Here is a 17,168-nt window from a genome sequence, read left to right as displayed (position 1 = left end):
TCGTGATCTCCTTCAACCATCATTACCGAGTCATTGGATTTTCCAAATCGACATGCCCCATTAACGATTCGGTCTGCTGACCATCGACCAGAATTTGAAGTGATTTTACTTCGTCAAACTGGAAGAACGTTTTCTTGATGGCATCGACGGCAAACGACTCGCCGCCTGCACCCAAGTTGGCTTCGTCAGGGACCGTCACGTCGAGCGTCAGAGCGCCGTTCTCGAATTTCAACGAATTCAGCTCGATTTTCTCCCATAGGGGAACCATGTCGGCCTTATCGCTCTTTTGTAATGCTTGATATGCGGCTTCGTATTTTTCCTGATCTTCCTTATACGAGATCTCTGCCGAGCCTTCAACCAGCTCCATCAAATCCGGGTCCGTATAGTAAGCTTTAATGCTCTCCGTTTTGGCTTCCGGCGCTGTCGCTTCATTGCCGCCGTTCCCTGTTGACGTGCCCCCCGAACCGTTCGATGTTCCCCCATTGCTCTGTCCTGTCTGATCATCAGGTGCAGGTGTCACTTGCTCCGGCGTATCGTCCGGTGCTGCTCCGGGTTTCTGTCCGCAACCGGCACCAATCAGCATAACGGCTGCCAAAAGTCCGACTGCCCAAATTTTTTTATTCAAAATAGCCACCTCCTGCAATCACGATCACTGTCGTATCGTTAATCAACCTTCAAATAATTTTTGATGCCTCTGACAATTGCCTCGGCTACCCGATCCTGTGTTGCCGGATCAAACAGCTTGCTCTCATCGGTCTTGTTGCTCAGGAACCCGACTTCCAGCAGGGCGCCAGGCATCTTGGTCTCGCGAATAACATGGAAGTTGCCGTATCTCACTCCGCGGTCTTTTAAACCCATGGCCTTCACGATTTCTTTATGAAGGGCATTCGCCAGCGCTTTGTCAGATTCATTGTAATAATACGTTTCGGTTCCGCTTGCAGTGGATGGGCCGCTATTAGCATGTATCGATATGAAAACATCAGCCTTCAGATCATTCGCAATCTTCGCGCGATCCTTCAGCTCGAGGAAAGTATCGTTACTGCGAGTCAAAACGACTTCGATATTTTTTTCTTTGGCCAACAACTTCTCAACTTTCAGCGCCATCGCGAGGTTGAAATCCTTCTCCCTCTTCTTCGTTACCCCGATCGCTCCCGGATCATGATCTCCATGACCCGCATCAATGACCACGAGTTTCTTTCCGCCCGTACCGGGTTCCGGCGAAGGGTTAGAGGTCGTGTTCAGATCCACAATGAACAGGCCCGATCCGTTCTCAAGGCCTGATACGGTGTAGTTCTTGGCATAGTTCAGATCAATGACGATCCGCACGGTCATCGGGTTGCTGTTATACAGGGAGTAACGGACGGCTTTGACGTCCGGGTAACCCGACACCGTCATCTGGCCGCTCTTCGCCACGTCATCGAAATCGGCGTTGCTGCTGAAAGTCTCGGAGAAATTCGTGTTCGCCATATCAATGACGATACGGTCCGGACTGCTGAGCTTCGATACCTTTGGCTTCGCATTGCCCGTAACGGCGACCATCAGCCTGTTTTCGCTGAAGCTGAGGCCGTCCACGGTCGACGTAGCGACGCCGGGTTCTTCGCCAGGGTTACTGCCATCGTAAGACGAGGTAAGATAGACTGCCTTCTGCGTGTTATCCCATCTTACTTGAAGGCCCATTTGCTCACTTACAAAGCGAATCGGAACGAGGGTCGTTCCGCCTCGAAGAACAGGCGCCTTCGTCATTAGAACACGCTGGCCGTTTATGTCGGCATACTGACTTCCAATCACCATCGTCACTTTCTGCCAGGCGTCTTCAACCGTTACCGTCTTCGCTGCCTTGTTCCAATTCACGTTAAAACCGAGATTTTCGGAAATGACACGGATCGGGACCATGACGGTACCGTTGTTGTTCTCCACCTTCACGCCAGATGACAGATTGATTTGTTGACCATCCAGGTAAATCCTTGCGCTGTACGAACTCGCATCCGCCATTTTAGGAAACGCAATCATGATGACAACGAGAAACATTAAAAAACCGAACTTCTTCATCCTTCACCCCTACCATCCTATTATTTTGCCATAGATTGGCGTTTCTGCACTCGGCCTGTCCGACATCACCTGACAACCTATAGACGCTTAGACTCACTGAAAGTTGCGAAATTGTTCCCTATTTACCAAAAAAACACCTATTTCGACAAGCGAAATAGGTGTTTAGTCCTTCATATGAAATTCAGAATTAGTTCCTTTGTTCTATTTTCGAGTCATAGGATGCTCCAGCTCAACATGCCCCATTAAACTCTCAATCTGATTACCGTCTACAAGCAATTCCAAGGACTTCACTTCATCGAACTGGAAGAACGTTTTTTGCAAGGCATCAATCGCAAACATTTCCCCTCCAGCTCCAAGATTCGCCTCTGCCGGCTTGGTGATATCCAGCGTCAATGCTCCGTTGTCGAACTTAAGTGATTTCAGCGTGATTTTATCCGACCATAATGGATTCAGTTCGGCATCTCCGCTCTTTTGAAGACCTTCAAAAGCTTTCTTATATTTATCCTCTTCGCCCGAGTACGTGATCTCTTTGCTGGCTTCTTTCAAATCCATGATCTCCGGGTCCGTATAATAGAGTTTAATATTCGCTTTCTTCGCTTGATCCTCCGCAGCGTTCACGTCCTTCGTATCGACTGGCGTACCTGTACTTCCAGCGGATGTTTTCTCCGGCGGCGTGCTTGTTCCTTCGCTCGCGTTCACGGTAGTTGCTTCGGCTTCGCCCTGCTTCTGATCATCCGCCGCCTTGTCATTGCCCGGTTCGTCCTGCGGCGTCTGTACTTGTCCAGCTTCAGTATCCGGACCCGTCTCGGCGGGGGCCGCAGTCGGCTTTTGTCCGCAGCCGGCACTAAATGCAAGCAGAAGCGCCAGCAATCCGGTCATCCAATATTTTTTGTTCATGGCTTGTGTCCCCCTCTAAGTTACATCAAATCTTGTACACATTATTGTACTTTAAGATATTCTTTAATACCCTCTACAATACCTTGTGCAACACGATTTTGGAAATCGTCTTTAAACAACTGGGCTTCGTCACCCTTGTTGCTCAAAAAGCCAATCTCGAGCAGGACAGCCGGCATCGTCGTTTCCCTCGTAACATGAAGGCTACCGTATTTAACTCCACGATCTTTGAGACCTGTCGCTTTTGCAAGATGTTTATGGATCACATCCGCCAATGACTTGCTGGAATCTCTCGTATAATACGTTTCCGTACCGCTGGGACTGCTGGACGCGTTGCTGTTTCCATGAATGGACACGAAAATATCTGCTTTTAAATTATTTGCGATTTTCACGCGATCGCTGAGCTCAAGATGTGAATCGTCGCTGCGAGTCATCACTACATTGATATTCTTTTCTTTTTTGAGCAGTGCTTCAACCTTAAGGGAAATATCCAAATTAAATGATTTCTCCGTTTTTCCCGTAAGGCTGATCGACCCCGGCTTGATACCGCCGTGACCGGGATCAATGACAACCGTTTTCTTGCCATTCCCGGTAACCGGCGGCACCGGCGGTACGAGAATTTCGCCCTCTGCGTTCAGATCAACGATGATGATGCCCGATTCCTGGGTCACCGCATAATTCTTAGGTCCAGTCAAATCCAATACGATACGCACGGTTGGCGGGTTGTCGCTGAACACGGCATATCTAATATTCGTAACGTCGGAATAATTCGCAGCTTCCATACTGCCGCCGTTCTGCGCGTTCACGGCATGTCCGCTTAGGAATGAAGCAGAGTAGACGGTGTCCGGAAGATCGATAACAATCCGGGCAGGCCCCGTCATGCTGAACACTTTCGGCGTCACGGCGCCTTCTGTTGCTATCATGAGACGGTTGTCGCTAAAGCTAAGCCCTGTAAGCGTACTCTTGTTTCCGGTTTCCACAGGCGGAGGCGTTTGATTGCCCGGATTGCTTCCTTCACCTGGATCAATCTCGGCCCCGGTGGTAGGCAGTGCGGCGCTTGAAAGGTACACAGCCTTCGATTGGTTGTCCCATTTCACGTCAAGCCCCATCTGCTCGCTCACAAACCGGAGCGGCACAAGCGTGGTAGGCCCGTTCAAGACAGGCGCCAAATTCAAATCTACCTGGGCCCCGTTCAGCTCTGCCTGCTGGCTGCCGACCACCATGCGGACCGTCTTCTCGCTATTTTCAACCGTTACGGTTTGGCTGGCCTTCTCCCAGCCTACCTTGAAACCGAGATTCTCGGATACCACGCGTATCGGAATCATCACATTGCCCTTCATGTTGGCTACCTGGACGCCCGAAGACAAATTCAATGGTTCCCCGTCAAGAAATATGGTCGCACTTGAAGAACTGGCCTCGCCGCTCTTCGGAAACGCCAGCAAGAAGACTATCAACACCATTACAAACCCTAACTTCTTCATGAATCCACCTCGATCATCCCATGATTGAATTTGAAAAGCAAATCTAGCAAAAAAAAACTTAAACTATGTAAATCAGTATTCCCGTATGCATGCTTCCGGACAAATACTGACATCAAACGTTGATCCATCGTGGCTGCCGCTGCATATTAATTCCATAATACCAAAAAAAACTTCCATTTCCTACACAGGAAATGGAAGTTTAATAATCTTGTAACCTTTTGAAGCCTGATTGCGAAATTAGGCGAACAAGCGCTCCCCATGTTTTTTCTCGTAAGCATCGATTGCACTTTCATGCTGCAGCGTCAAACCGATATCGTCCAATCCTTGAAGCAGGAATTGACGACGGTGCTCGTCGAGGTCAAAGTCGATGTGCAATCCCTGATCATCGGTAATCGTTTTGTTCTCCAGATCCACGTTCAGTTTATAGCCTTCGTTCGATTCCGTCCGCTGGAACAGCTCTTCGACCTGCTCCTCCGACAATTTGATCGGCAGAATTCCGTTCTTGAAGCAGTTGTTGTAGAAAATATCAGCAAACGATGGAGCGATGACCACGCGGAACCCGTAGTCGAGAATCGCCCAAGGCGCATGCTCGCGGGAAGATCCGCAGCCAAAGTTGGCACGCGAGATCAGGATGGTCGAACCCTGGTAGCGGGGCTGGTTCAGCGAGAAGCTGTCGATATTGCCTCCCTCTTCATCAAACCGCCACTCGTAAAACAGAAACTGTCCAAATCCCGTGCGTTCAATCCGTTTCAAAAACTGTTTAGGAATAATTGCGTCCGTATCTACATTCACCCGGTCGACAGGTGCGACAATACCGTTTAATTTCGTAAATGCTTGCATAAACTTCTCCTCCGTCCTTCTTAGCTCACAACTTCTTCGGCTGCAAAGTTCCAATCACGTACATCCACGAAGCGTCCTTTAACCGCAGCTGCCGCTGCCATTGCCGGCGATACGAGATGCGTTCTGCCCCCGCGGCCCTGGCGACCTTCGAAGTTCCGGTTGGATGTGGAAGCGCAGCGCTGTCCAGGCTTCAGTACATCCGGATTCATCGCAAGGCACATACTGCAGCCTGCTTCGCGCCATTCGAAACCTGCCTCGACGAAAATTTTGTCGAGCCCTTCTTTTTCGGCCTGAATCTTCACTCGGCCCGATCCCGGAACGACGATGGCGGTCACATTGCTGGACACTTTATGTCCCTTCGCTACAGCTGCTGCTGCCCGCAAATCCTCGATGCGTCCATTCGTGCAAGAACCGATGAAGACATAATCGATCGGAATCTCGGACATCGGGGTCCCTGGCACAAGCGCCATGTATTCCAGCGCCTTCTCCGCTGCCTTGCGCTCGTTCTCGGTCTTGAAGTCTGCAGGGTTAGGAACCGTCGAGGAAATGTCGGTACCCATTCCCGGGCTCGTTCCCCAGGTTACTTGAGGGATCAGCGTTTCCACGTCGAATTCAACCACCACGTCGAACTCGGCGCCTTCGTCTGTCACAAGCTCTTTCCAAGCTGCTACAGCAGCATCAAAAGCTTCGCCCTGCGGAACATATTGACGTCCGCGCAAATATTCAAACGTCGTTTCATCCGGAGCGATCATGCCCGCTCTGGCTCCGCCTTCAATGGACATGTTGCACACCGTCATACGCTCTTCCATCGACAACTCGCGGATGGCTTCGCCCGTATATTCGATAACATAGCCTGTTGCAAAATCGGTTCCGTACTTCGCAATGACGCCAAGGATCATGTCCTTCGCCGTTACGCCCGGATTGCGGCGGCCAACAAAACGAACTTCCATGGTTTTCGCTTTAGCCTGCTGCAAACATTGGGTTGCCAGGACGTGCTCAACCTCGCTCGTACCGATACCGAACGCCAGCGCACCGAATGCGCCGTGAGTGGATGTGTGGCTGTCGCCGCACACAATCGTTTTGCCGGGATGCGTCAAGCCAAGCTCAGGGCCCATAACGTGCACTACGCCTTGGTCAATCGTGTCCAGATCGTACAGGGTAACGCCAAAATCCTGACAGTTCTTGGTCAGGGTGTCGATTTGCTGCTTCGAAATCGGATCCGTGATGTTAAAACGGTCTTTCGTCGGTACGTTGTGATCCATCGTGGCGAAGGTAAGTTCCGGGCGGCGCACTTTGCGGCCGCTGAGACGCAGACCTTCGAAGGCTTGAGGGGAAGTCACCTCGTGGACCAAATGCAGGTCGATATACAAAATACCCGGCTTGCCTTCTTCCTGATGAATCACGTGGTTATCCCAAATTTTTTCGAACATTGTCTTCTTACTCATCATAATCACCCCATTGTTCTTTACGTCCATGAGAAGATAATTGCTTGAGTCCCTTATCCCTATTGGGAAGGCCTACAACGCATCATCTTTACGTTGATAGTAATATATCATTTCCTTCTTCATTGTTCCAAGATATAATATCTATAGATGTAATAGGATTCAGCTATAACGGAGTGATGCTTACATGGAACTGAGACAACTGCAATATACGCTGCAAATCGCGGCGGACAAAAACTTTTCGCGCGCCGCGGAGAAGCTTCATATCGCCCAGCCTTCCCTGAGCCAGCAGCTTTCCAAGCTGGAGAAAGAGCTCGGGGTGCTGCTGTTCCAGCGAAATACGAGCAACGTCGAGCTTACCCATGCCGGTGCCAGCTTTGTCGAGCATGCGCAGAAGATCATGGACGCCGTCGAGCAGCTGAAACAGGAGATGTCGGACATCTCCCAGCTACGCAAGGGGAAAGTCGTCGTTGGCAGCATGCCGATAACCGGCTCTCATCTGCTGCCCCGAGTTTTGCCTGCTTTCAAAAAAGGATATCCGGATATCGAAATCACCCTTTTGGAGGACTCCTCCATGAATCTGGAGAAGCTGACGGCGAGCGGCAAGGCGGATCTCAGCCTGCTTGCGCTGCCCCTGGCGGAGCCGTCCTTGTCCTGGATTCCGATCGGCGAGGAGATGATCGATTTGGCGGTTCCTCCCCAGCACCCGCTTGCGCTGCGGGCGGCCTCCGATCCCGTACGCCCCATTACGATCGACGAAATCCGGAACGAAGCGTTTGTCGTGCTCAAGAAGGGTCAGGGCTTCCGGAAGCTTACCTTCGATATATGCCGGGAGGCCGGCTTCGAGCCGAACGTTGTATTCGAGAGCAGCAACATCGAGACCCTCCAGTCTCTGGTCGCTACCGGGATGGGGATTACGCTGGTTCCCCGGTTCATTGCCCGTGCGAAACGCAGCGAGTTTATTCCGGTATATCTGCCGCTCGCGGATCCGGTGCCGAGCCGCACGCTGGTCGTCGCTTACCGAAACGGCCGGTATTTGTCCAAAGCGGCGGATGCGTTCATCGACACGTTCAAGCAGGTCATGGACAAGCTTGTGGTAGAAGGCGTTCAAGATAAATAATCGCAAATGAATGCAGTTTAAAACGAATAATAAGCAAAGAGGCACAGCCATCGTCGAACGACAAACGGCTGTGCCTCTTTTTCTTTTTCACCTGAAAGCCAAAAGATTACCCATGATCATCATAAACCGAACCCTATTTGCGCAAATTATGCTGGTCGATCATTCGGTTCTGTTCGTCCGCGGTACGGGACTGATCCTGAATCGATTCGTTTTTCCCGTTCCCGCCTCCGGCTACGCTCTCAACAAAATTGCGGAACTGCTCTTTCTGTTCTTGTTCCTGTTCATTGTTTCGGCTGTCGAATTGGTTGTTCTCTGCCATGATTCAAAGCCTCCTCTCAGACGGATTACCCATAGTATACCCGCCGCTGCCCAGATGAAACTTCATATTTGGAGGTTTGGATCTTACATGTTCTATTGGACATACAAATGAGGCCGACGGTCCTCAAAAACCGGTATGCGTCCTCTCACTTCATCCGTGAGCTTGCAATCCAGCGTGCCTGTCACAATCGTTTCCCGCTCATCCCCTTCGGCGATGATCTCGCCCCATGGGTCAATGATCATGGAATGACCGAAAAAGTCCGTTTCGCCGCTGGTTCCTACGCGATTGCAGGCAACGACATACATTTGGTTCTCGATCGCCCTGGCGATGAGCAGCGTTCTCCAATGATGCAGCCTCGGATGGGGCCATTCCGCAGGCACGAACAGCACTTGAGCGCCGCCGAGCGCGAGGGTGCGGGACAATTCCGGAAACCGGATATCGTAACAGATCGACGCGCCCGCCTTCATTTCTTCCAGATCAAAGGTTACGGTCTGCTGTCCGGCTTGCAGGAACTTCTCTTCGTCCATCAGGCGGAACAAATGGATTTTGGAATATTTGGCGATCTGCTCCCCGTTCCGGTTAAAGACGTACATGCTGTTATAAATCCGGTCTTCAATCCGTTCGGCTACGGAACCGCCCACGACTTGGATGCGGTGTTTTCGAGCAAACTCGCTCAGCATCGAAGAGGTTTCTTGCCCCATAGGGTCGGCGAGCTCTTGGATCCGGTCCAGCGCATATCCGGTATTCCACATCTCCGGCAGCACGATCACGTCCGGCTTATGGTTCGCAGCTGCCGCCTTCTCCATCATGCCGAGCATGTTATCCATGTTGGCCTGGACGTTGCCTATTTCAATGTCAGCTTGAATAAGTGCGATATGAAGCTGAGCCTTTGCTTCTCCAGTCATCTTGCAGCCTCCCGTTGTTTGAGTTGAATCCAAGGGCGGCCTCCATGCGATCATGAAACGCATAGGCCGGTTCTTCTTCCAGGGTTCAACCTTCTCTTATATGTCATCATCATAGCCTCTCCAGCGCCGCTGCTGCAACACCCTAGCCCCATTTCCCTCTATACACCCCTGATAAATCGTGTTAAATTAATCCTAATTGTTTTCCATTATAGACGTATTTAGAGTGTAATCAGATAACGGAGTGATGAACCTGCAATGAACAAAAAGCCAGACGTTTTCCACATAGAGCCGGCCGAGATCATGGCCCAGCTGCCTACGCAATTTTTCGCGACCCTGGTCTCCAAGGTAAACCGCCAAGTGTCTCAAGGGCATGATGTAATCAATCTCGGCCAGGGAAATCCCGATCAGCCCACGCCGCCTCATATCGTATCGAGCCTGAAGGAGGCGGCCGACAATCCGCTGTTTCACAAATATTCGCCTTTTACCGGCTTTTCCTTTCTGAAGGAAGCCATCGCGCATCGATACAAGGAGGACTATAACGTCGATCTGGATCCGGAAACGGAAGTCGCCATTCTGTTCGGGGGAAAAACCGGGCTGGTGCAGCTGCCGCAAATCCTCCTGAATCCCGGGGATGTCTGTCTTGTCCCGGACCCGGGTTACCCGGATTACTGGTCAGGCGTTGCTCTCGCCCGCGCGCAAATGAAGTTCATGCCGTTAACCGCAGATAACCGCTTCCTTCCCGACTATGGCGCTATATCGCCTGCAGACCGGGAAAAAGCGAAGCTGGTGTTCCTGAATTACCCGAACAACCCGACATCCGCCGTCGCTCCTTTATCCTTCTACGAGGATACAGTGGCATTCGCCGCCGAACACGGGATTGTGGTAGCCAGTGACTTTGCATATGGGGCGATCGGTTTTGACGGAGACCGTCCGGTCAGCTTCCTGCAAGCGGAAGGCGCCAAGGAGGTGGGCGTGGAATTCTACACCCTCTCCAAAACCTACAATATGGCAGGATGGCGCGTCGGCTTCGCCCTGGGGAACCGAAACATCATCTCGCTGATCAATATGCTGCAGGACCATATCTATGTCAGCCTGTTCGGCGGCATCCAAGCGGCTGCTGCTGCGGCTCTCACCTCGTCGCAGGACTGCGTCGACCAACTGGTGTCGCGCTACCAGTCGAGAAGGGATGCCTTCTTCGGCGCCCTGTCCGAAATCGGGTGGCAGGCCCCGAAACCGGCCGGCTCCTTCTTTAGCTGGCTGCCCGTGCCGAAGGGATACACCTCGGTATCCTTTGCCGACTTGCTGCTGGAGGAGGCCAAGGTGGCCGTCGCGCCTGGCGTAGGCTTTGGGGATCACGGCGAGGGGTATGTCCGCGTCGGCCTGTTAAGCAGCGAGGAACGAATGCGGGAAGCCGCCTACCGGATTGGCAAGCTGAACCTGTTCGGCTAACCTAATTCCTTTTGAAAAATCAAAAACGATGTGCTATTCTTGCAATAACAATCGAATGCAGTTCCCAAACGCAAAGACGGGACCAGTACGAAAGCATGCGGCACGATGATCAGAGAGCAAATTCCATGGGCTGAAAGAATTTGCCGTGACCCCTTTCCGAATCCTACCCCCGAGCGGCCTGGCTTGCCAGGACAGCGCCTTCTGTTACAGGGCCAAAGCCGGATGAGCTGCGCTCATCAATAAAGGTGGTACCGCGGAAGTCCAACTTTCGTCCTTTCTCATACAGGACGAAAGTTTTTTTGTTTTCAGGGAAATGGATTCGTAACAGCCATTCCTACCATCATAAATACAAGGAAGTGATCACGATGCTCTCGCGCATCGTCGTAAAGATTGGAAGCAGCTCCCTAACGACAGACGAAGGCGGACTTAATCTGGATTCGGTCGCGTTTTTTGCCGGGGAACTTGCCGGGCTCCGCGAGGCCGGCCATGAAGTTCTCCTCGTGACCTCCGGAGCCGTCGCAGCAGGTTTTAGGGAGATCGGGTACGAGACGAGGCCCAAGCTGCTCCATGAGAAGCAAGCATCCGCAGCATTGGGCCAAGCGCTGCTCATGCGGGCTTACCAGAATGCGCTGGCCTCCCATCAACTGAAAGCGGCCCAGATTCTGTTGACGAGAATGGACTTTGCGAACCGCAAACGCATGAACAACGCCAGCATGACGATTACGGAGCTTTTGAAGCAAGGCGTCATCCCCATCATTAACGAGAACGACACGGTTTCGATTGACGAGCTGAAATTCGGCGATAACGATACGTTATCCGCACTAGTCGCCAACCTGGTCCGCGCTCAGCAATTAATCATCCTGACCGATACGGACGGCTTATACACGGCCGATCCGCGCAAGTCGCCGGATGCCATAAAATACGAGGAAATTCATGACATTACCGATGAAATTTACAGCATGGCGGGAGGGGCCGGCTCCAGCGTCGGAACCGGCGGCATGCGCTCGAAAATCGATGCCGCCAAAATCGCCACCCGCGGCGGCGTTCCCGTATTCATCGGCAAAGCCAACGAGCCCGGCGATCTGGTGAAAGCATTGGAGCACAGCGGCAAAGGTACGTATTTTGCCACTCACCTGTCGGCCCTGCCTGTGAAAAAGCAATGGCTCGGCTTTATGTCCTCGCCGCTGGGTCGGATCGTAGTCGATCCCGGTGCCGAGAAGGCGCTGATCCACGGAGGTCACAGCCTCCTTCCCGTTGGCGTTAAACGGATCGAAGGCAGTTTCCATGCAGGCGATGTGGTGGAAGTCGTCAATATGGACAACGTAAGGCTCGGCAGAGGCATCGTCAATTACGACGAGGACCAGCTGCAGGCCGTGCTCGGATTGCCGAGCAGCCAAGTCATCGGTATTATCGGCGAGATCCATCGGCTCGAGGTTATTCACCGCGATGAATGGATTACGTTAAAATAGTCCGTATCGCATCCCGAAGTTAAATCTTTTTATCACCTATACGAAGGAGGAATCATCATGAGTGAGGTACGCAATAAAGCTCAGCTCGCCAAGCAGGCTGCATTTCGTCTTGGCAGACTGAGCACGGAGGAGAAAAATCAGGCGCTGCTGATCATGGCCGACGCCCTGATCCAGCGGACGGCAAATATCATGGAAGCCAACGCAGAGGATCTTCGGCGCGGGAAGGAGCTTGGCACCTCTGCTTCCCTGCTGGATCGGCTGGCACTGAACGAAGCCAGAATCGAGGGCATTGCCGAAGGGTTGCGCCAAATCGTGGAGCTACCGGACCCGATCGGCGACACCTTGGAAACGATCGATCGTCCGAACGGACTGAACATCGTGAAGAAACGCGTTCCCCTGGGCGTGATCGGCATCATTTATGAAGCACGTCCCAATGTGACGGTCGATGCCGCCGGGCTGTGCTTGAAGACGGGCAATGCGGTCGTCCTGCGGGGCGGATCATCCGCCCTCTCCTCCAACCGCAAAATCATCGAAGTTCTTCACGAAGCTATGGAACGCACTGCGCTGCCTAAAGAAGCGCTTCAGCTTATCGAGGACCCGAACCGCTCCTCCGTGGATGAAATGCTGAAACTGAACGGACTGCTGGATGTCATCATCCCGCGCGGCGGCAGCTCCCTGATCCAGAACGTCGTGATGAATGCCACCGTGCCGGTCATCGAAACCGGGGCGGGCATATGCCATACGTACCTGGACGCATCGGCACGGCCGGACATGGCCGCCGCTATCAGCATCAATGCCAAGGTGCAGCGCCCTTCGGTCTGCAATTCCATGGAAACCCTGCTCGTCCATGCGGAGTATGCCAAATCGCACCTGACTTCGCTGGCCGAAGCTTTCCGTGAGCGTAATGTCGAGCTGCGCGGATGCCAGCGAACCCTGGAATATATCCCTTGGGCTGCCGTCGCAACGTCCGAGGATTACTCGACAGAGTATAACGACTATATTTTGAACATTAAAATCGTGGACCGCCTGGATGAGGCCATCGAGCACATTTCAGTATATGGCACGAAGCATTCCGAATGCATCGTAACGGAGAACGAGGATCATGCGGAGCGTTTCCTGCAGGAAGTAGACGCAGCGGCTGTCTATCATAACGCTTCGACCCGCTTCACCGACGGCTTTGAATTCGGCTTCGGCGCCGAAATCGGGATCAGCACCCAGAAGCTGCATGCCCGGGGACCTATGGGGTTACCCGCGCTTACTTCCTCCAAATATGTTATTATCGGTAGTGGTCAAATACGCGAATAAATCATTCATCCCAAGCCATGAAGGAGGAACAAAACGATGTGCCAATCCCCGCAGAACCGACCTTTAATTGATAAAGCAATCACCTTCTACGGCGCAGGCTCGATGGCCGAAGCGATCGTACGAGGATTAGTGAGCCGTTCTGTCGTGCTTCCCGAGAATATTACGATGCTGAACCGTAGCAACGCCCAGCGCCTTCTGGAACTGAGCGAACGGTACGGCGTCCAGATCAACAACGACGAGGCCGCCAAAATCGAAATTTTGAAAACCTCGCCGGTGATCGTGCTGGCCATGAAACCGAAGGATGCCGCCAAAGCGCTGAAAGAACTGGGACCCAAGCTCTCCAGCGACCAATTGATCATCTCCGTGATCGCCGGACTTTCGATTTATACGACGCAGACGCTGCTAGGAAACCAGCAGCCCATTGCAAGAACGATGCCGAATACATCCGCTTCGATCGGGCTTGGTTCCACGGGCATTGCGTTCTCGAAGGAAATCAGCGAAGAACAGCGTCAGCTCGTGCTGACTTTGTTCGAGGCAGTCGGCCACGTAACGGTCATCGAAGAAGAGAAGATGGACATCCTGACCGGGATATCCGGCAGCGGCCCGGCTTACTTCTATTACATGATGGAGGCCATGACCGCAGCGGGAATCCGCGGCGGCCTGACGCCGGAGCAAAGCCGCGAGCTGACGCTTCAAACGATTCTGGGTGCCGCCCGCATGGTCCAGCAGACCGGGGAACAGCCATCGTCGCTGCGCGCGAAGATTACATCGCCGAACGGATCGACGCAAGCTGCCCTGGAAACGCTCGACAAAGGCGATTTCTTCGAAACGGTCATTGCCGCCGTAAACCGCTGCGCTGAGCGCTCCAAAGAAATGGGCGCGATGCTGAAGGAGCAGATCTCATGAGCCGCTGTATTGCAACGTACCGAATTTATGACGACCAGGCGGATTTCCGTAAGAAAGCGACCTCCATCGCCGTTGGCATGACGGTTGGCAGCTGGACCGAGCTGCCGCAGGCCAAACGCGAAGCCATGCAGAAACATCTTGGCGAGGTCGTTGACATTCAGGTTCACGAGGGCTGGGAGCCGGGCAGCCGTTATGCGGATGTCAGCATCGCTTATCCGGACATCAATTTTAGCCGGGATATTCCTGCCCTGCTGGTGACCGTGTTCGGCAAAATTTCCATGGACGGGCGCATCAAACTGACGTCCCTGGATCTGTCTCCTGACTTCCTGAGTGCATTTCCCGGACCGAAGCATGGCATCGACGGAATCAGAGGCCTTCTCGGCGTCCATGACCGCCCGCTGCTCATGAGCATCTTCAAATCGGTGATTGGACTGAATGCGGACGAGCTCAGAGCCCAATTTATCCGCCAGGCGCTCGGCGGCGTGGATCTGATCAAGGATGACGAAATCCTGTTCGAGAACGACCTCACCCCGATTGAAAAACGGGTCAGCATGTGCATTCAGGCCGCTTCGGACGTCGAACAGCAGACGGGCAAAAAACTGCTGTACGCGGCCAATTTGACCGGCCGTACATCGCAGCTGCGCGAGCAAGCATTGCGCGCGATCGATGCAGGCGCCAATGCCCTGCTCTTCAATGTGCTGTCCTACGGGTATGACGTCCTGCACGAGCTGAGCAGCGATCCGGAGATTACGGTACCCATCGCGGCTCACCCAGCCCTTGCCGGCGCCATCTATCCTTCTCCGCACTATGGGATTGCGGCACCTGTGCTGCTCGGCCAGCTGATGCGGATCGCCGGAGCCGATCTAGTGCTCTTCCCTTCTCCTTACGGCTCCGTCACGATGCCGAGGGAAGAGAATCTCGCCATTCGCGACGAACTGCATAGCGCTAAGCTTGGCGTGAAGCGAAGCATGCCGGTACCGTCCGCGGGAATTCATCCGGGACTCGTTCCGCGCATCATCCGGGATTTCGGTACCGATGTGGTCGTTAACGCAGGCGGCGGAATCCACGGTCATCCGATGGGAACCGAAGCTGGCGGCAAAGCCTTTGTACAGGCGATTGAGGCAACGATGAAATCCGTGCCGCTTGCCCACTATGCCGAAGAACACGGAGAACTGAAAGCCGCACTGGACATCTGGGGAGGAGAAGCATGACATCAGGAGCAAAACAGCCGATTATTTTTTGCGATTTCGACGGAACTATCACGAACAACGATAACATCGTTGCCATCATGAAACACTTCAAACCGGAAGGCTTCGAGCCGATCATGCAGGATACGGTTGACCGCACCATTTCAATTCGGGAAGGCGTTGGCCGCATGTTCGCCCTCTTCCCTTCCTCTATGAAAGAAGAAATTACCGAGTATGTGCTGAGCCATGCCGGGATCCGGGAAGGCTTCGCAGCATTCCTTGACTATTTGAAATCCGAGCAGATCGAGTTCTATGTCACAAGCGGCGGCATCGATTTCTTTGTCGATCCTCTGCTGAAGCCCTTTGGCATACCGGCGGACCATATCTTCTGCAACGGTGCCGATTTCGAAGGGGATCGCATTGAGATTACCTGGCCGCATCCTTGCAAGGAATCCTGCCATAACGACTGCGGCATGTGCAAGGTTACGGTGATGGACCGTTTTCCAGCCGACCGATATTACCGGATTCTCATCGGTGACAGCCTTACCGATTTTGAAGGCGCCAAGCAGGCCGACTTGGTCTATTCCCGCTCCACGCTTACCGAGCAGTGCAAGAAGCTTGGCGTGTTTCATGTACCATTCGAGACATTTACCGATATCCAGAACGACATGAAAGACAAGTTTACGCAGGAGGTGCTGTAAGTGGCATTTTCAGATATCCAGCTCGAACAGAAGCAGGCTGCGCTGCAGGAACTTAGAGGAATCAAGGAACTGTTTGCATCCAGAAACTGGTTCCCGGGCACCAGCGGCAATCTTTCCGTCCGTGTTGGCGAATTCCATCCGGAGCAGTTTTATTTTGCCGTCACGGCCAGCGGAAAAGACAAATCCGTACATACGCCGGAGGATTATCTCTTTGTGGACCAGAACGGTGTCCCTTGCGAAGCAACCGGCTTAAAGCCCAGCGCGGAAACTTTAATCCACTGTGAAATCTACCGGAAAACCGGCTGCGGCGCCATTTTCCATGTGCACACCATCGACAACAACCTGATCAGCGATTGGTATGGTGAACAAGGTTACGTGCCTGCCCAAGGAATCGAGCTGATCAAAGCCTTTAACATTTGGGAAGAGGACGCGGCGATCCGCATTCCGATCCTGCCGAACTATGCGGACATTCCGCGGATTGCAGAGCTCGTTCCCGACGCGCTCGATCCGGCGGTACCCGGCATTTTGCTGCGTAACCACGGCATCTATGCCTGGGGCAAAAATGCGTTCGAAGCCAAAAAACATCTGGAGGCTTTTGAGTTTATATTCGAATACTCCTACCGCCGTTTGCTTATGAATGCAGCCGGTTCCAAGTAATTTTAGCCTTGCGGGGATTGAGCTTAATCAGCCGGATATCCCGCGTGACAGGTCCTGGCACCCTGAAATCCGACCGCTTCGGTTCGGGGTGCATCCGGCTTATCCTTCCAGAGGAGTGTGTAGGGTGCTTGAAAGCTTAGCCATCGGCGTCGTGTTTATTTTGTACGGGTTGGTCCTCTTTTTGATTCCGCCTAAAAGCTCCACAAGTTTTTATGCTTACAAAACGACGTCTTCACTCAAAAATGAACGGAATTTTAAAGTTGCCAATGCCTACGTCAGCTTGCTGCTGATGATTTTCGGAGTCATCCTGCTGCTGATCGCCAGGCTTACCGGCCACTTCATGACGACCGTGATTTCGACCGTCATCGTTTTTATCCTGATTTATATTCTCGTTGAACGAAAGCTAAAAAACCTGTAAAACGATCACAATCGTTTTACAGGTTT

At 52.8% G+C, this 17,168-nt stretch carries 17 protein-coding genes; 9 read left to right on the top strand and 8 right to left on the bottom strand.

Features of this window, described 5'->3' with window-relative positions; all coding sequences use genetic code 11:
• Positions 1 to 22: 22 nt before the first annotated feature.
• The 6 genes from MHI43_RS11510 to leuC form a co-directional block, all read right to left on the bottom strand.
• Positions 23 to 625, bottom strand: coding sequence for a GerMN domain-containing protein (locus MHI43_RS11510; RefSeq protein ID WP_015734594.1), 603 nt, complete (start codon positions 623 to 625; stop codon positions 23 to 25).
• Between the two features lie 38 nt (positions 626 to 663).
• Positions 664 to 2,049, bottom strand: a complete 1,386-nt coding sequence (locus MHI43_RS11505) for an N-acetylmuramoyl-L-alanine amidase family protein (protein ID WP_015734593.1) — start codon at positions 2,047 to 2,049, stop codon at positions 664 to 666.
• A gap of 201 nt (positions 2,050 to 2,250) precedes the next feature.
• Positions 2,251 to 2,946: a GerMN domain-containing protein gene (locus MHI43_RS11500; RefSeq protein WP_015734592.1), complete on the bottom strand. Its 696-nt coding sequence runs from the start codon at positions 2,944 to 2,946 to the stop codon at positions 2,251 to 2,253.
• Positions 2,947 to 2,987: 41 nt separating this feature from the next.
• Positions 2,988 to 4,424: an N-acetylmuramoyl-L-alanine amidase family protein gene (locus tag MHI43_RS11495; RefSeq protein ID WP_015734591.1), complete on the bottom strand. Its 1,437-nt coding sequence runs from the start codon at positions 4,422 to 4,424 to the stop codon at positions 2,988 to 2,990.
• Between the two features lie 237 nt (positions 4,425 to 4,661).
• Positions 4,662 to 5,264, bottom strand: coding sequence for a 3-isopropylmalate dehydratase small subunit (gene leuD / locus MHI43_RS11490; protein ID WP_015734590.1), 603 nt, complete (start codon positions 5,262 to 5,264; stop codon positions 4,662 to 4,664).
• A gap of 20 nt (positions 5,265 to 5,284) precedes the next feature.
• On the bottom strand, positions 5,285 to 6,709 hold the full coding sequence (leuC, locus tag MHI43_RS11485) for a 3-isopropylmalate dehydratase large subunit (protein WP_036665580.1): 1,425 nt from the start codon (positions 6,707 to 6,709) through the stop codon (positions 5,285 to 5,287).
• A 184-nt stretch (positions 6,710 to 6,893) separates the two neighbouring features.
• Between leuC and MHI43_RS11480 the strand changes: the two genes are divergently transcribed.
• A complete protein-coding gene (locus MHI43_RS11480) occupies positions 6,894 to 7,826 on the top strand; it encodes a LysR family transcriptional regulator (protein WP_015734588.1) in 933 nt (310 codons plus the stop codon).
• A 133-nt stretch (positions 7,827 to 7,959) separates the two neighbouring features.
• On the opposite strand, the gene MHI43_RS11475 is transcribed toward MHI43_RS11480, so the two are convergent.
• Positions 7,960 to 8,145 (bottom strand): hypothetical protein, encoded by a 186-nt coding sequence (locus MHI43_RS11475; RefSeq protein ID WP_009595149.1) that lies wholly within the window; start codon positions 8,143 to 8,145, stop codon positions 7,960 to 7,962.
• Positions 8,146 to 8,237: 92 nt separating this feature from the next.
• Positions 8,238 to 9,050, bottom strand: a complete 813-nt coding sequence (locus MHI43_RS11470) for a carbon-nitrogen family hydrolase (protein ID WP_015734587.1) — start codon at positions 9,048 to 9,050, stop codon at positions 8,238 to 8,240.
• A 255-nt stretch (positions 9,051 to 9,305) separates the two neighbouring features.
• On the opposite strand from MHI43_RS11470, the gene MHI43_RS11465 reads away from it, so the two are divergent.
• The 8 genes from MHI43_RS11465 (at position 9,306) to MHI43_RS11430 (ending at position 17,142) form a co-directional block, all read left to right on the top strand.
• Entirely contained in the window at positions 9,306 to 10,499 is a 1,194-nt protein-coding gene (locus tag MHI43_RS11465) for a pyridoxal phosphate-dependent aminotransferase (protein ID WP_015734586.1), read from the top strand.
• Positions 10,500 to 10,864: 365 nt separating this feature from the next.
• Positions 10,865 to 11,968, top strand: coding sequence for a glutamate 5-kinase (proB, locus tag MHI43_RS11460; RefSeq protein ID WP_036665582.1), 1,104 nt, complete (start codon positions 10,865 to 10,867; stop codon positions 11,966 to 11,968).
• A gap of 57 nt (positions 11,969 to 12,025) precedes the next feature.
• Positions 12,026 to 13,273, top strand: coding sequence for a glutamate-5-semialdehyde dehydrogenase (locus tag MHI43_RS11455; RefSeq protein ID WP_015734584.1), 1,248 nt, complete (start codon positions 12,026 to 12,028; stop codon positions 13,271 to 13,273).
• 36 nt (positions 13,274 to 13,309) lie between these two features.
• Positions 13,310 to 14,179, top strand: a complete 870-nt coding sequence (gene proC / locus MHI43_RS11450) for a pyrroline-5-carboxylate reductase (RefSeq protein WP_015734583.1) — start codon at positions 13,310 to 13,312, stop codon at positions 14,177 to 14,179.
• Positions 14,176 to 15,390: a 2,3-diketo-5-methylthiopentyl-1-phosphate enolase gene (locus MHI43_RS11445; protein WP_036665584.1), complete on the top strand. Its 1,215-nt coding sequence runs from the start codon at positions 14,176 to 14,178 to the stop codon at positions 15,388 to 15,390. Before proC ends, MHI43_RS11445 begins: the two co-directional genes overlap by 4 nt.
• Complete coding sequence (locus tag MHI43_RS11440; protein WP_015734581.1) at positions 15,387 to 16,067, top strand: 2-hydroxy-3-keto-5-methylthiopentenyl-1-phosphate phosphatase; 681 nt, start codon at positions 15,387 to 15,389, stop codon at positions 16,065 to 16,067. Before MHI43_RS11445 ends, MHI43_RS11440 begins: the two co-directional genes overlap by 4 nt.
• Positions 16,068 to 16,724: a methylthioribulose 1-phosphate dehydratase gene (locus tag MHI43_RS11435; protein WP_015734580.1), complete on the top strand. Its 657-nt coding sequence runs from the start codon at positions 16,068 to 16,070 to the stop codon at positions 16,722 to 16,724.
• Positions 16,725 to 16,848: 124 nt separating this feature from the next.
• Positions 16,849 to 17,142 carry an SdpI family protein gene (locus tag MHI43_RS11430; protein WP_015734579.1) on the top strand — a complete coding sequence of 98 codons (294 nt, stop codon included), beginning with the start codon at positions 16,849 to 16,851 and terminating at the stop codon, positions 17,140 to 17,142.
• Positions 17,143 to 17,168 lie beyond the last annotated feature (26 nt).

Source organism: Paenibacillus sp. FSL H8-0457 (genome assembly GCF_038051935.1).
Taxonomy (GTDB): Bacteria; Bacillota; Bacilli; order Paenibacillales; family Paenibacillaceae; genus Paenibacillus_AQ; species Paenibacillus_AQ lautus_A.
This window is presented reverse-complemented; position numbering and strand designations above follow the sequence as displayed.